The sequence below is a fragment of the Hydrogenophaga sp. genome (genome assembly GCF_041913525.1).
In the GTDB taxonomy this organism is placed as follows: domain Bacteria; phylum Pseudomonadota; class Gammaproteobacteria; order Burkholderiales; family Burkholderiaceae_C; genus Hydrogenophaga.
This window is the reverse complement of the sequence record NZ_JAYSFD010000004.1, coordinates 123,421-137,502: the sequence shown is the minus strand read 5'-3', so window position 1 is coordinate 137,502 and position 14,082 is coordinate 123,421. Positions and strand designations below refer to the sequence as shown.

The 14,082-nt window shown below is 71.2% G+C and carries 11 protein-coding genes; 7 read left to right on the top strand and 4 right to left on the bottom strand.

Annotated elements, in window-relative coordinates:
• Window positions 1-17: 17 nt before the first annotated feature.
• From ACE3RQ_RS07435 to ACE3RQ_RS07405, 7 genes are all read left to right on the top strand, one after another.
• On the top strand, window positions 18-761 hold the full coding sequence (locus ACE3RQ_RS07435; RefSeq protein WP_374521450.1) for an ABC transporter ATP-binding protein: 744 nt from the start codon (window positions 18-20) through the stop codon (window positions 759-761).
• Window positions 762-781: 20 nt separating this feature from the next.
• Window positions 782-1,735: a 4-hydroxy-tetrahydrodipicolinate synthase gene (gene dapA / locus ACE3RQ_RS07430; protein WP_374521324.1), complete on the top strand. Its 954-nt coding sequence runs from the start codon at window positions 782-784 to the stop codon at window positions 1,733-1,735.
• A 153-nt stretch (window positions 1,736-1,888) separates the two neighbouring features.
• Window positions 1,889-2,662, top strand: a complete 774-nt coding sequence (locus ACE3RQ_RS07425) for a GntR family transcriptional regulator (RefSeq protein ID WP_374521323.1) — start codon at window positions 1,889-1,891, stop codon at window positions 2,660-2,662.
• Between the two features lie 191 nt (window positions 2,663-2,853).
• Window positions 2,854-3,582, top strand: a complete 729-nt coding sequence (locus tag ACE3RQ_RS07420) for a DUF3348 family protein (protein ID WP_374521322.1) — start codon at window positions 2,854-2,856, stop codon at window positions 3,580-3,582.
• Complete coding sequence (locus ACE3RQ_RS07415; protein WP_374521321.1) at window positions 3,579-5,954, top strand: DUF802 domain-containing protein; 2,376 nt, start codon at window positions 3,579-3,581, stop codon at window positions 5,952-5,954. Before ACE3RQ_RS07420 ends, ACE3RQ_RS07415 begins: the two co-directional genes overlap by 4 nt.
• Entirely contained in the window at window positions 5,951-6,604 is a 654-nt protein-coding gene (locus ACE3RQ_RS07410; protein ID WP_374521320.1) for an OmpA family protein, read from the top strand. Before ACE3RQ_RS07415 ends, ACE3RQ_RS07410 begins: the two co-directional genes overlap by 4 nt.
• Entirely contained in the window at window positions 6,597-7,211 is a 615-nt protein-coding gene (locus tag ACE3RQ_RS07405) for a DUF2894 domain-containing protein (protein ID WP_374521319.1), read from the top strand. Before ACE3RQ_RS07410 ends, ACE3RQ_RS07405 begins: the two co-directional genes overlap by 8 nt.
• 11 nt (window positions 7,212-7,222) lie before the next feature.
• Here the strand turns inward: ACE3RQ_RS07405 and ACE3RQ_RS07400 are convergent, their stop codons facing one another.
• The 4 genes from ACE3RQ_RS07400 to ACE3RQ_RS07385 form a co-directional block, all read right to left on the bottom strand.
• Complete coding sequence (locus ACE3RQ_RS07400; protein WP_374521318.1) at window positions 7,223-7,942, bottom strand: hypothetical protein; 720 nt, start codon at window positions 7,940-7,942, stop codon at window positions 7,223-7,225.
• A gap of 90 nt (window positions 7,943-8,032) precedes the next feature.
• Entirely contained in the window at window positions 8,033-9,010 is a 978-nt protein-coding gene (locus ACE3RQ_RS07395; protein WP_374521317.1) for a Bug family tripartite tricarboxylate transporter substrate binding protein, read from the bottom strand.
• A 55-nt stretch (window positions 9,011-9,065) separates the two neighbouring features.
• Window positions 9,066-12,350 (bottom strand): carboxyl transferase domain-containing protein, encoded by a 3,285-nt coding sequence (locus tag ACE3RQ_RS07390; RefSeq protein WP_374521316.1) that lies wholly within the window; start codon window positions 12,348-12,350, stop codon window positions 9,066-9,068.
• Complete coding sequence (locus ACE3RQ_RS07385; protein WP_374521315.1) at window positions 12,351-13,961, bottom strand: AMP-binding protein; 1,611 nt, start codon at window positions 13,959-13,961, stop codon at window positions 12,351-12,353.
• Window positions 13,962-14,082: the final 121 nt, after the last annotated feature.

Genomic DNA, 14,082 nt, shown 5'->3' with positions numbered 1-14,082 from the left:
GCCCCGGAGCCGTGCCCATGAACACCCCCACCCCGCCACGCGAGGTCGACGCCATTGACGTGGTGGCCGGCTACAGCGCCGAGGTCGACATCCTGCGCGGCATCTCGCTGCACGTGAACCCCAGCGAGATCGTTTGCATCCTCGGCCCCAACGGCTGCGGCAAGTCCACCCTGCTCAAGACCATTGCCGGCTTCCTGCGCCCGCGCAGCGGCAGCATCCACATCCGGGGGCAAGACGTGGGCCGCGTGCCGGTGCACCGCAAGGTGCGCAGCGGCACCATTGGTTTCGTGCCGCAGACCGACAACGTGTTCGGCTCGCTCACCGCCTGGGAAAACCTGGCCCTGGGCGGACAGTTCATGGCGCGCGAGGTGTGCGCCCAGCGCATCGACGAGCTGTGCGAAACCTACCCCGTGCTCAAGCGCAAGCTCAACGCGCCGGCTGCCTCCATGTCGGGTGGCGAGCGGCAGGTGCTGTCGCTGGCAAGGGCGCTCATGCCCCGGCCCAGTGTGTTGCTGCTCGACGAGCCCTCGGCCGGCCTGTCGCCCAAGACCCTGGCCGAGGTGTTCGAGGCCATTGCCGCCACGCGCGAGCAAGAAGGCATTGCCGTGCTCATGGTCGAACAAAACGCCATGGAAGCCCTGCGCATCGCCGACCGCGCCTACGTGCTCTCGGTGGGCACCGTGGCCCTGGAAAACCAGGCCCAGGTGCTGATGAACAGTCCCGAGATGCGCGAGCTGTACCTGGGCGGCCGCCCGCACTGAACCCGCTCCCTGTCCTTGCCATGAACCAGCCCATCCCCCTTCCCGACCTTGCCACTCTGCCCAGCGGCAGCCTGGTGGCGCTCATCACCCCCTTCACGGCCGACGGCGGCATCGACTGGGCGGCGCTGCGCCGCCTGATCGACTGGCATGTGCACAGCGGCACCCGCGCCCTGGTGGTGGCCGGCACCACCGGTGAGGCGTCCACCCTGTCCATGGCCGAGCACGAGGCCCTGCTGGCCGCCAGCGTGGAGCACGCGGCCGGGCGCATCCACGTGATGGCCGGCGTGGGCGCCAACGCCACGCGCGAGGCCGTGCACCTGGCCCAGGCCGCCGAACGCGCCGGCGCCCATTCGCTCTTGAGCGTGGTGCCCTACTACAACAAGCCCACGCAAGAGGGCCTGTACCGGCACTTCATGGCCCAGGCCGACGCCACCGCCTTGCCTCTGGTGCTCTACAGCGTGGCCGGCCGCACCGTGGTCGACTTCCAGCTGGACACTCTGCAGCGCCTGGCCCGCCACCCCTTAGTGCAGGGCATCAAAGACGCCTCGGGCTGCCTGGTGCGCGCGCAGCAACTGGCCGCGGCCCTGGGCCCGGGCTTCGTGCGCTACAGCGGCGATGACCTCACCGCCGTGCCCGCCATGGCCCTGGGCGCGCACGGGGTGATTTCGGTCACCGCCAACGTGGTGCCCGCTGCCGTTCAGGCCCAGTGCGAGGCCGCCGCCACCGGCCAGCTGGCCCAGGCCAGCGGCCTGGTGGCCGACCTGTTCGCCCTGTCGCAGGCCCTGTTCGTGGAGGCCAACCCCATTCCGGTGAAGCACCTGGCCGCCCGCATGGGCCTGTGCGAGGCCAGCTGGCGCCTGCCCCTGGTGCCTCCCGGGCCCGCCACCGCGCAGGCACTGGACCGGCTGCGCGAGCAATCGCGCTGGATCGCCCAGGCCGAGCGCGAGGCACTGGCCATGCTGACAACCGCCTGAATCCCACGCAGCCGAGTGCGGCAAAGGGACAACGGGGCGGGTGTACGATTTCGGCTTTCGCAAACTGTCTACACTTGTCGAGACAAAAATTCGGGGCCCTTGATCGCTGAGCCCATCGGGCGATCAGACCTCCACCCAGCCCCAACTCGCACCATGGCCACCACCACCACCCGCCGCCGCGCCCCGAAGGCCGCCCCGCAACCCCGTGAGGAAAGCTCGGTCGAGCGCCTCTACCTGGACCTGCGCGACCGCGCCATGCGCTACGAATTCCGCCCGGGCGCGCGCATCAACGAGCAAGCCCTGGGCCGCGAGTTCGGCGTCAGCCGCGCGCCGCTGCGCGAGGCGCTGAACCGCCTGGTCGCCGAAGGCCTGCTCGACTTCGTGATGAACAAGGGCTTCTTTCGCAAGCAGATCAGCGTGGACGAGGTGTTTGACCTCTACCAGGTGCGCATCGCCCTGGAGCGCCGCGCCGTGCTGCTGGCCATCCAGCGGGCCAGCGACGACGAGATCGACGCCGTCGAGCACTACTGGGCCGAGGTGATGGCGCAGGGCGCGCAGATGACCTCAGGCGACTTCCTGCTGGCCGACGAAGAGTTCCATCGCCGCATGATCGCGCTGGCCAAAAACAAAGAGCTCAGCGCCTTCATGGAAATCGTGACCCGGCGCATTCACATCGCCCGCCACATCGACATCCAGCAATCGGCCTGGAACGCCGCCGCCTTCGACGCCCATCACCGCGTGCTGCAGCTCATCCGCGAGCGCCGCGCCGACGAGGCGCTGGCCTGCATCACCGAGCACATCGACCTGAGCCTCAAGCGCGCCATCGAGATCACCAAGGAAATGGTGGCCACCTTCTTCCTGGTGGGGGCTTCCTCGCCCTATGAGCGCGAGGCCAGCGCCCCGCGCAGCAGCGCCACCCCGGCCTGAAGCGCCGCGCACCGAGCCCCCCGCCCGTCGGCGGCGGAGGCGGTGCCCAAATCGTTTCTAATTAAGGGTTTTGGCCCGTGCCGCCGCCCTGGCGTGGCGGGCCTTGCCAGGCGCCGGCCCATGGCCGGGCGCCGCAGCACCCCACCACGGGGCTTGTTTAGGTGCTCGCCCCCCGGGGCGGGCGAACGGTAGTGCACCCACCACTTGAGGAATCTCCCCTGGTCCGCGTGATCGGCGACTGGGTCGACCTTGACCCTGAAGCCGGCACGCTGGACGTCGCGCAGCGCCTGGGCCAATGGCTCAGCGTGCACGACACCATTCGCCTGCACGCCTGGCAGCAGGCGGGCGCCACCGCGCCCGCCGCCCGCCGCCCGCGCCTGGACACCCCCGCCCTGGCGCAAGAGGCGCAGCGCCTGCGCGCCACGCTGGCACAGGCCATCACCGCGCACGACCCCGGCGCCCCCACCGCGCCCGCGCCCCGTGGCGCGCGCGTGGCCACGCCCCCCGTGGCCGACCCGGCCGAGGCCGACGGCCTCTACGCCCTCTACCACCAGCGCCACCTGGAACTGCAACGCCAGATGGACCTGCGCCTGGACGCCTGGCGCGGCCACCTGCGCCAACTGCTGGTGCAGCGCGGCCCCGCCCAGGCCAGCCTGGCGCGGCTGGACGCGCTGATGGAAGACGCCCTGCGGGTGCGGGTGCAGCGCGTGCTGGCCTGGCTGCCTGGCCTGCTGGACAAGCGCTTCGCCCACTGGCGGCGCAGTGCCACCGACCCCACCGGCGCGCTGGTCAACCCCGGCTGGCTGGCGGCCTACGCCCACGAGTGGCGCACCGCCCTGCTGGCCGAACTCGACTGGCGCCTGCAAGCCACGGACGGCCTGCTGGCCGCCCTGTGCGAACCCAACGAACAGACCACATGAACCACATCGTCCTGACCATCGCTTTCCTCGTGGGCCTGGTGTCCATCGCCTGGGTGGGCGTGGGCTTCTCGGGCGCCAGCCTGCTGGCCCTGGGCATGACCGCGCTGATTGCCGCCGCCTACCTGGCCGGCGGCGCCGAGTTGCGGCGCTTTCGCAGCGAGACGCAATCGCTGCAAAAGGCCCTGGGCGCACTGGGCGAGGGCACCACGCCCCTGAACAGCCCGGCCGACCTGGGCGCCTGGCTGGCCACCCTGCCCGCTGCGCTGCAGGCCGCCGTGCGCCAGCGCATCGAGGGCCAGGCCACGCCCTTGCCCGGCCTGGCGCTCACCCCCTACCTGGTGGGCCTGCTGGTGATGCTGGGCATGCTGGGCACTTTTGGCGGCATGGTGCACACCTTCCAGGGCGCGGTGTTCGCGCTCGAAGGCTCCACCGACCTGCAGACCATGCGCGCCGCGCTGGCCGCGCCCATCAAGGGCCTGGGCCTGGCCTTCGGCACCTCGGTGGCCGGTGTGGCCGGCTCGGCCATGCTGGGCCTGCTGGCGGCCATCGTGCGGCGCGAGCGCGTGGCCGCCGTGCGCCTGCTGGACGCCCGCATCGCCACCGAACTGCGCCCCTTCTCGCCGGCCCACCGCCGCGAGCGCACCGAAGAAGCGCTGCAACAGCAGGCCCAGGCCCTGCCCGCCGTGGTCAATGGCCTGCAGGCCCTGATCGAGCGGCTGGACCAGCGCCACGAGCAACAGCAAACCGCGCTGACCGAACAGCAGGCGCAGTTCCACCGCGAGGCCAGCGCCAGCTACCAGGCCCTGGCGCAATCGGTGGAGCGCTCGCTGCAAGACAGCCTGAGCGCCAGCGCGCGCGCCGCCAGCGACACCCTGCGCCCCGCGCTGGAACAAGCCGTGGCCCACATGGCCACCGAAACCAGCCGCCTGCACGCCCAGGTGGGCCAGCAGGTGCAGGCCCAGCTCGATGGCCTGAGCACCCGCCTGAGCGCCACCAGCGAGGGCATTGCCCAGGGCTGGCAGGCCGCGCTGGCCCAGCAGGCGCAAGCGCAAGACGCCCTGGTGCAGCGCCTGGACCAGACCCTGGGCCAAGTGGCCCGCAGCAGCGCCGACCTGCACGCCCAGGTGGGCCAGCAGGTGCAGGCCCAGCTGGATGGCTTGAGCACCCGCCTGAGCGCCACCAGCGAAGGCATCGCCCAAGGCTGGCAGGCCGCGCTGGCCCAGCAGGCCCAGGCGCAAGACGCCCTGGTGCAGCGCCTGGACAACACCCTGAACGGCACCGCCGAGGCCCTGCAACAGCGCGCCACGCAGTGGCTGGCACAGGCCGAGCAAGCCAGCGCCGCCCACCGCGAGCAGCAGGCGCAGGCCGAAGCGGCGCGCCAGCAGGCCCTCACCAGCGCCCTGGCCGTCCTGACCCAAGACCAGCAAGCCGCGTGGCAGCGCGTGAGCGACGAGGCCCTGGGCCGCCAGCAGGCGCTGGGCCAGGCGCTGCAAGACAGCGCCCGCGCCGTGGCCGAGCAGGCCCGCGAACAGGCCGCGCAGACGCTGGAGCAGATCACCACCCTGCTGGCCAGCGCCGAGGCCCTGGCCACCGCGCGGGTGGAGGCCGAAGCCCGCTGGATCGCCACGCAAGACGAGCGCCTGGGCGCCATGGCCCAGCAGTGGCAGCAGGGCCTGAGCGCCCTGCGCGACGACGAGGCCCAGCGCGCACAGGCCGCGCTGGCGCGGCTGGACGGCTTGCAGGCCGCCGTGGCGCAGCACCTGGCCACCCTGGGCACCGCCCTGGAAGCCCCGCTCAACCGCCTGCTGCAGACCGCCGCCGAGGTGCCCGAAGCCGCGGCCGATGTGATCGCCCAGTTGCGCCGCGAAATGGGCCAGGTGGCCGAGCGCGACAACCTGGCGCTGCAAGAGCGCGCCGAGCTGATGGCGCAGATTCAGGCCCTGCTGCAACAACTGGCGCAGACCACCGAGGCACAGCGCGGCGCCATCGAACAACTGGTGAGCAGCGCCAGCGCCTCGCTGCAGCACACCGGCGAGCACCTGGGCGCGGCCCTGCAGGCGCAAGCCAGCCACACGCAAGAGGCCGCCGCGCAGGTGGCCGGCAGCGCGGTGGAGCTGGCCGCGCTGGGCGATGCCTTCGCGCAGGGCGTGCAAGGCTTTGGCGAGAGCAGCCAGCAGCTCATCGAACAACTGGGCCGCATCGAGGCGGCGCTGCAGCAGTCGATGGCGCGCAGCGACGAGCAACTGGCCTATTACGTGGGCCAGGCCCGCGAGGTGATTGACCTGAGCATCGGCGCGCAGCAAGGCATCCTGGACGACCTGCGCCGCCTGCAGCCGCGCGACCAGGGCGATGCCCAAGGGGCCAGCGCATGAGAGAGCTGGACGACGCCGACAGCGGCGTGGAGGCCACCGCCCCGGTGTGGGCGGTGTTCGGCGACCTGATGTCGGGCCTGCTGGGCGCTTTCGTGCTGGTGCTGGTGGGCGTGCTGGCGGTGCAGCTTGACCTGGTCTCCAGTCTGCAAGCCGAGGTGGACAAGCGCCAGCACGAAGAGCAACGCCGCATGGCGCTGGAGCAGGCCCTGGCGGTGCCGCTGGCCAGTGGCCGCATCACCCTGAACAACGGGCGCATCGGCATCAGCGGCAGCGTGCTGTTTGACCTGAACTCCGACCGCCTGCGCCCCGAGGGCCGGCAACTGCTCAAGGGCCTGGTGCCGGCGCTGCGGGTGTACCTGGGCGAGCGCGACGAAATGCTGATGGTCAGCGGCTTCACCGACGACCGCCCCATTCAGGAAGGCAACGCCCGCTTTGCCGACAACCTGGAACTCTCGGCCCAGCGCGCGCTCACCGTGACCCGTGCCCTGATCGACGAGGGCATGCCGGCCAACCTGGTGTTCAGCGCCGCCTTTGGCCCCGAGCAGCCGGTGGCCTCCAACGCCGACGAGCGCGGCCGCGCCCTGAACCGCCGCGTGGAAATGGCCCCCGTGCCCAAGGCTGCGCCGCCGGCGCAGAAGCCCCGTGACTGAGCCCGCCCTGCCCGTGCGGCAGCGCCTGGCCGCCACCGAGGCGGCCGGTGCGCCCCAGCGCGAGCCGGTGCGCTGGCGCCAGGCCCTGGCGCTGGCCGCCCGGCTGGACGGCCAGCCACCCGCGGTGCAGCGCGTGCTGGCCGCGCGCCTGGCGCGCCTGCTGGACGCCATCGACGCCGCCGCCTCTGTGCCCGCCGCGCCAGCTGCCGAGCGCCCCGGCCTGCAGGCGCTGGTGGCGCTGAACCGCCAATTGCGCGCCCAGGGTGAGCAGGCCGCCGTGGCCGCCGGCGCGCCCACGGCCAGCACCACGCCAAGCGCCCGGCCCGAGCTGAAAAGCATCACCCGTTTTCGGGGCACCTGGGCGCGGCTGCGCGCCGAGGCGCAGGTGCGCGCCGCCGAGAGCCGGGCACCGACCAACGCCGGCCCGCTGAACCCGCACATGCTGGTGCTCAACGCCCTGAGCCAGTTGCGCCACACCTCGCCCGATTACCTGCGGCACTTTCTGGCGCAGGTGGAAAGCCTGGGCTGGCTGGAGCGCGCCATGTCGCCACCCCGCCCGCCAGCGGCCAAGGCCCGCGCCGCGCGCGGCGCCAAGCCCCGGGGTTGAATCGGCGTCGATCAGCCGAAGCGCAGGAACAGGCGGCTGTAGGGCGCCTTCACCTGGCCCAGCGCGGCCTTGGTGCGGGCCAGGTCTTGCGATTGGGCCGCCTCGCGCAACTGGTTCACCGACGCCTCCACCGCCGCCAGGGCGCGCTCAAAGTCGGCGTCGGCCTTCAGGCTGGCCGGTGCCTGCTCGCGCAGGCGGGCCACCAGGTAGCCCAGCACACCGGCCTGGGCCACCAGGCGCAGGGTGTGGCCGTCCTGTTGCAGCCACTTCGGCCCGTCGATCAGGGCACGCTCCATTTCCAGGTGGTAGGCGTTCATGTGGTCGCTGAACACCACCACGCCGTTGCGCTGGCGCAGTTCGGCCTGAATGTCGCGCGCGGCCTCCAGGGTTTCGTGCGCCTGGGCCAGTTGCCCGGCGGCGATCTCCTGGGCGGCCGTGTCGTACACCGCCTTCACGCGGCCCAGCGAATCGGCAAAGGCCGGGTCACGGTCGTAAGGGGCCGGGGCGCGCTGCCCGAAGCGGGCCAGCACCTCGGCCCAGGCCTGCTGGGCGCGGGCGATGGCCTGTGCCGACTCAAGCTGCGACTGGCCGTTGGTGCGAAACAGCGCCTCACGGTAAGGCCCGTAGGCCGCCACCATGGCGTCGGTGAAGGCATCGGCCGCCAGGGCCGGAGACAAGAATGCCGCGCTCAAGAGCGCGGCGGCGGTGCGCAGGCCAGCGGGGTGCAGCATTCGGGTTCCTTGGTGCGTGACAGTGCCGAGTCTGCCGCACACCGGGCCCTGAAGCCATTGATTGAACTCAATGGTTCCAAGGCCAGTCGCTCAGTCCAGCGTGATGCCCTGCTCTTTGATGAGCTTGTGCCAGCGCACGGTCTCGGCCTTGACCTGGGCCTGGAACTCTTGCGCGGTGATGTTCACCGGGTCGATGCCGGCGTCGCGGTAGCGCTTGGTGGCCGCCGGCTGGGCCAGACCGGCCGAGAGCGATTTCTGCAGCGCCTGAATCGCCTCGGGCGGCGTGCCCGAGGCCACGGCCACGCCCACCCAGGCCGAGGTCTCGGCGCCCTGGATGCCCAGCTCGGCCAGCGTGGGCACGTCAGGCAGGTAGGGCAAGCGGCTGCTGTGGGCCACGGCCAGGGGGCGGGCCTTACCGCTGGTGATAAAGGGGCGCGCGGCGGCGTAGTCGGACATGAGGGCCACCACCTGGCCACCGGCCAGGTCGGCCAGGGCCGGGGCCGAGCCGCGGTAGGGGATGTGGACCATGAAGGTGCCGGTGACTTTCTTCAGCAGCTCCATGGCCATGTGCTGTGGGCTGCCCGCGCCGGCCGAGCCGTAGCTCAGGCGGCCGGGTTGCGCCTTGGCCTTGGCGATGAAGTCGCGCGCGTCGGTGATGCCCGAGGCCGGCGAGGTCACCAGGATCATGGGCAGGCGGCCCAGTAGCGTCACCGGCACCAGGTCACGCGCCGGGTCGTACGAGAGCGACTTGTAGAGCGCCGGGTTGAACACCATCACGCCGTTGTCCACGTTGATGAAGGTGTGGCCGTCGCGCGGCGCGCGCATCAGCTCGGCCACGGCGATGGCGCCATTGCCACCGGGGCGGTTGTCCACCGTGATGGGCTGAGGGGTGTCGGCCTGCATGGCCTGCGACACGCTGCGCGCCATGTAGTCGGAGCCGCCACCGGCCGGGTACGGCACGATCCAGCGCGCGGGCTTGGTGGGGAAGGAAGAAGCCTGCGCCAGGGCGGCGCTGCTGCCCAGGGCCAGCACGGCGGCGGCGAGGGCGGAAAAAACACGGCGTTTCAAAGAAATGTCTCCTCTTGGGGTGGTGTTGTGGTGGGAACTTGAAACGGGGCGGGCCTTACCAGGTGTCCACGAAGCGCGGGCCTGGGGCGCGCGGCTTGGCGTGGGCCGAGTCCAGGCCGCGCAAGAGCCAGGCGCGGGTGTCCATGGGGTCGATCACGGCGTCGATCTCCAGGTGCTGGGCCATGTTCACGGCGGTGCCGTTGGCGTATTGCTCGTCCACCAGGCGCTGGAACAGGGCGTCGCGCTCGGGGCCGGCGGGCACGGCCTCCAGCTCTTTGCGGAAACCCAGGCGCACCGCGCCTTCCAGGCCCATGGGGCCAAACTCGCCGGTGGGCCATGAGACGGTGAACACCGGCGCATCGAAGCCGCCGGCCGTCATGGCCTGCGCGCCCAGGCCGTAGCCCTTGCGCAGCACCACGGCCAGGAAGGGCACGCTCAGGTGCGCGGCCACCACGAACATGCGGCACACGTGGCGCACCTGGGCCTGGGCCTCCACCTCGGGGCCGACCATGAAGCCGGGGGTGTCGGTGAGCGAGACGATGGGCAGGCCGTGCGCCTCGCACAGTTGCATGAAGCGGGCGCACTTGTCAGCGGCCTCGGCGTCGATGGCGCCGCCCAGGTGGTGCGGGTTGTTGGCGATCAGGCCCACCGCGCGGCCTTCGATGCGCGCCAGCGCGGTGACCATGCCCAGGCCGAAGTGGGCGCGCAGCTCCAGCAGCGAGCCCTCGTCCACCAGGGTGCGCATCACGTGGCGCACGTCGTACACGCGCAGGCGGTTCTCGGGCACGGCGTGGCGCAGCAGGCGCTGGTCGGCGCATTGCCAGTCGGCCACCGGGCCCTGGAAGTACGAGAGGTATTGCTGCGCCACGCGCACCGCCTCGGCCTCGTCTTTCACCAGCACGTCGATCACGCCGTTGCGCGTCTGCACGCCGCTGGGGCCAATCTCTTCCGGGCGGAAGGTGCCCAGGCCGCCGCCTTCGATCATGGCGGGGCCGCTCATGCCGATGTTGCTGGCCTCGGTGGCGATGATCACGTCGGCACAGCCCACCAGCGCGGCGTTGCCCGCGAAGCAGCGCCCGTGCACGATGCCCACCACCGGCACCTTGCCCGAGAGCGCGGCGAACTGGCTGAAGGTGTGGTTGTTCAGGCCGGCAAGGTTGTGGCTGTCCACATCGCCCGGGCGGCCCCCGCCCCCCTCAGCGAACAGCACCACCGGCAGGCCGAGCTGGTGCGCCACGCTGAGCATGCGGTCGGTCTTCTGGTGGTTGCGCATGCCCTGGGTGCCGGCCAGCACGGTGTAGTCGTAAGACATGACCACGCAGCGCGAGCGCTGCGGCCCGAAGTGCTCGGCGTTCACCGTGCCAATGCCGGTGACCATGCCATCGGCCGGGGTGTTGGCCATCAGGTCTTGCAGGCTGCGCCGGCGCGACTGCGCGGCAATGGCCAGCGCGCCGTATTCGATGAAGCTGCCCTCGTCGCACAGGTCGGCAATGTTCTCGCGCGCCGTGCGCCCGCCCTGGGCGTGGCGCTTGGCCACGGCGGCGGGGCGGTTGCTGTCCAGCGTGAAGGCGGTGCGGTCAAGCATGGCCTGCAGGTCGGGGCGGATACGGTCCAGGTCGTGCCCGACCTCTTCCTGGGTGAGGCTGGCGTCCAGGTCGGCCGGCTCCATCACCAGCAGCACCTCGCCCTCGGCCAGGTAGCTGCCCACGGCCGGGCCCACCGAGACCACGCGGCAGGCGGTCTCGGCCACCAGCACGTGTTCCATCTTCATGGCCTCCACCACGGCCAGCTCGCTGCCCAGGGGCAGCAACTGGCCGGGCTCGGCCTTGAGCAGCACCAGCTTGGAGGCCATGGGCGCGCGCACCGCGAACTGGCCTGGCGCCAGCACCGGCTCGGCCACACCGCGCGCCGCCTGGGCCGACTCGGTGGTGGCGGCCGGTGCAGGGGTGAGGGCCTCGGCTCGCGCCACCAGGGCGCCCAGGTGTTCTTCCACGAAGCGGGTGTGCACGTCCTGGTGGTCGAACTCGTCGCGCTCGGCCAGGGCGCGCAGCAGGCCCAGGTTGGTGCCCACGCCTTCGATGCGGCACTCGGCCAGGGCGCGGCGGGCGCGGCGCACCACGTCGTCGAAGCGGTCGCTGCGCGAGCTGACGATGAGCTTGGCCAGCAGGGTGTCGTAGTGCGGCGAGAGCACCGCGCCACCGCTGCCGTGGGTGTCCACGCGCACGCCGGGGCCAGAGGGCAGGTCGAAGCGGGTGAGCGCGCCGCTGCTGGCGCGGGCCTGACCGTCTGCCCCCAGGGTTTCGGCGTTGATGCGCCACTGCAGCGCAAAGCCGCGCTGCGGCACGGGGCGCGCCGGGTCCAGCCCCAGGCTGGCCAGGGTGCCGCCAGCGGCCACGGTGATCTGGGCCTGCACCAGGTCCAGGCCCGTCACCTCTTCGGTCACGGTGTGTTCCACCTGCAGGCGCGGGTTGGCCTCGATGAAGACCCAGGGCAGCTCGTCGCTGGCGTCGTCCACCAAAAACTCGAAGGTGCCCAGGCTGCGGTAGCCCACCTCGCGCGCCATGGCCAGCGCGGCCTGCGTGATGGCCTCGCGCAGCGCGGGCTTCAGGCTGGGGCTGGGGGCCATTTCCACCAGCTTCTGGAAGCGCCGCTGCAGCGAGCACTCGCGTTCGCCCAGGCTCATGGCCTGCTGGCCGTCGCCCAGCACCTGAATCTCGATGTGGCGCGCGCGGGTCATGAGGCGCTCCACGTACACGCCGTCCACGCCAAAGGCGGCGCGCGCCTCGGACACGCAGCGCTCGTAGGCGGCGGGCAGCTCGGCGCGGCTGAGCACGGCGCGCATGCCGCGCCCGCCACCGCCGCCAATGGCCTTCACCATCACGCCCGCGCCGCGTTGCGCGTCGAAGAAGGCCAGGGCCTCGTCCAGCGTCACGGCCGACTGGCTGCCCGGCATCAGCGGCACGCCGCAGCGCTCGGCCAGGGCGCGCGCGGCGGCCTTGTCGCCAAACAGGCGCAGGTGCGCCGGGTCGGGCCCGATGAAAGTAATGCCCGCGTCGGCGCAGGCCTGGGCAAAGTCGGCCCGCTCGCTCAGAAAGCCATAGCCCGGGTGCACCGCGTCGCAGCCGCGCTCTCGCGCAATGCCGATGAGCCGGTCAATGTCGAGGTAGGCACTGGGCCCCATGCCGCCCAGGGCCACGGCCTCGTCGGCGCACAGCACGTGCGGCAGGCGGGCGTCGTCGTCGGCGTACACCGCCACGCTGGCCACGCCCAGGTCGCGCGCGGCACGCACCAAGCGCAGGGCGATTTCGCCCCGGTTGGCCACCAGAATTTTCTTGAACATTCAGTCCAGCTCCTTCAAGAGGCGACGCAGCAGCTTGCCGGCGCCGGTGGCGGGCAAGGCGTCAAGGAATCGCACCGCGCGCGGCACCTTGTAGGCGGCCATGTTGTCGCGGCACCAGGCCACCAGCGCGGCCTCGTCGAGTTCGGCACCCGGCTTGCGCACGATGAAGGCCTTGACCACCTCGCCCTTCTCGGCGTCGGGCATGGGGATCACGGCGGCCTGCGCCACGGCGGGGTGTTTGATGAGGATGGTCTCCACCTCTTCGGGGAACACGCTGTACCCCGAGACCTTGATCATTTCCTTGAAGCGGCCAATGAAGGTGAGGTAGCCCTCGGCGTCCATCTTGCCCATGTCGCCGGTGTAGACCCAGCCGTCGCGCAGGGTCTTGGCGGTGGCCTCGGGCTTGTTCCAGTAGCCCTTGAACACGCCGGCGCTGCGCAGCACGATTTCGCCCACCTCGCCGGTGGGCAGCTCGCGCCCGGTGTCCGGGTCAAGGATGCGGATCTCGTTGCCCTGCACCGGCTTGCCGTGCGTGCCCCAGCGAATCGCGTCGGGCGGCATGCAGGTGTCCATGGTGTGGGTCTCGCTCAGGCCGTAAGCCGCCTCGCACGCAATGCAGTTGGGTGCAAAGGTTTTCCACTGCTGGGCCAGGGCCTCGGTGAAGGCGATGCCGAAGCTGGTCACCGCGTTCTGGCGCAGGCTGTCCAGCCGGTACTCGCGCGCATTGGGCACGGCCATCACCGCCACGTTCATCGGCGCGATGCTGTACCACCAGGTCACGCGGTAGCGGTCGATGGCCTGCAGCACCGCCACCGGGTCAAAGCGGTGCAGCAGCACGGTGGTGGCGCCCGAGAGCACGGGGATGTTCACGCCCATCAACATGCCGGCGATGTGGTACAGCGGCGCAATCGACAGCAGCACGTCACCGGGGGTGATGCCGTTCACGACCACCGACACACCGGTCTTGTAGACCGCGTTGCGGTAGGTGAGCATGGCGCCCTTGGGCAGGCCGGTGGTGCCCGAGGTGTAGGTCATGAGGGCCACGTCCTCGTCGATGTCGATGGCCACCTCTGGCGCCGCCGCGCCGCTATTCACCGCCGCCAAAAAGTCTTCCACCCCGGCCGGGAAGGGCTGCGCCGGGGCCTTGAGTTCGTCGGGCACGTTCAGCGTGGGCTGCTCGGGCAGCAGGTCGCCGTAGCGCACGGCGAACACGTGCTGCAGCGAGGTGGTGGCGATCACCTTGTCCACCGTGGGCAGCAGGTGGTCGGCCGCCACGATCACGCGGGCCTTCAGGTCATTGAGCTGGTAGCTCAGCTCGTGCTCCTTGTTCAGAGGGCTGCAGGGGCAGACGATGGCGCCGAGCTTCTGAATGCCGTAATGCGCCATGGCGTACTGCGGGCAGTTGTTCATGTACAGCGCCACCGGCTCGCCCTTCTTCACGCCCAGCGCGGCCAGGCGGGCGGCGAAGGCGTCGCTGGCGCGGTCCAGCTCGGCGAAGGTGACGGCACGGCCGTACCAGAAGTAGGCGGCCTTGTCGGGGGTGTCACGGGCGCGCTGTCGCAAGGCCTCGTGCAAGGGAATGTCGTTCAGGGCTCGGCTGCTTGTCTCCATCGTGTCTCCTCTGGGGGTTTGTCCTAACCCGCGGCCGCCGCAGGTGTCTTGCCAATATATACCCGCTGGTAGAACATAGCTACCAATCGGTATAACGCATGAGACAAGCGAAAACCCCAAC

What these genes read in the sequence shown, in the direction of transcription:
- ACE3RQ_RS07435 (WP_374521450.1), top strand. Translation starts at nt 18, where the DNA reads ATGAACACCCCCACCCCGCCACGCGAGGTCGACGCCATTGACGTGGTG.
- dapA (WP_374521324.1), top strand. Translation starts at nt 782, where the DNA reads ATGAACCAGCCCATCCCCCTTCCCGACCTTGCCACTCTGCCCAGCGGC.
- ACE3RQ_RS07425 (WP_374521323.1), top strand. Translation starts at nt 1,889, where the DNA reads ATGGCCACCACCACCACCCGCCGCCGCGCCCCGAAGGCCGCCCCGCAA.
- ACE3RQ_RS07415 (WP_374521321.1), top strand. Translation starts at nt 3,579, where the DNA reads ATGAACCACATCGTCCTGACCATCGCTTTCCTCGTGGGCCTGGTGTCC.
- ACE3RQ_RS07410 (WP_374521320.1), top strand. Translation starts at nt 5,951, where the DNA reads ATGAGAGAGCTGGACGACGCCGACAGCGGCGTGGAGGCCACCGCCCCG.
- ACE3RQ_RS07400 (WP_374521318.1), bottom strand. Translation starts at nt 7,942, where the DNA reads ATGCTGCACCCCGCTGGCCTGCGCACCGCCGCCGCGCTCTTGAGCGCG.
- ACE3RQ_RS07390 (WP_374521316.1), bottom strand. Translation starts at nt 12,350, where the DNA reads ATGTTCAAGAAAATTCTGGTGGCCAACCGGGGCGAAATCGCCCTGCGC.
- ACE3RQ_RS07385 (WP_374521315.1), bottom strand. Translation starts at nt 13,961, where the DNA reads ATGGAGACAAGCAGCCGAGCCCTGAACGACATTCCCTTGCACGAGGCC.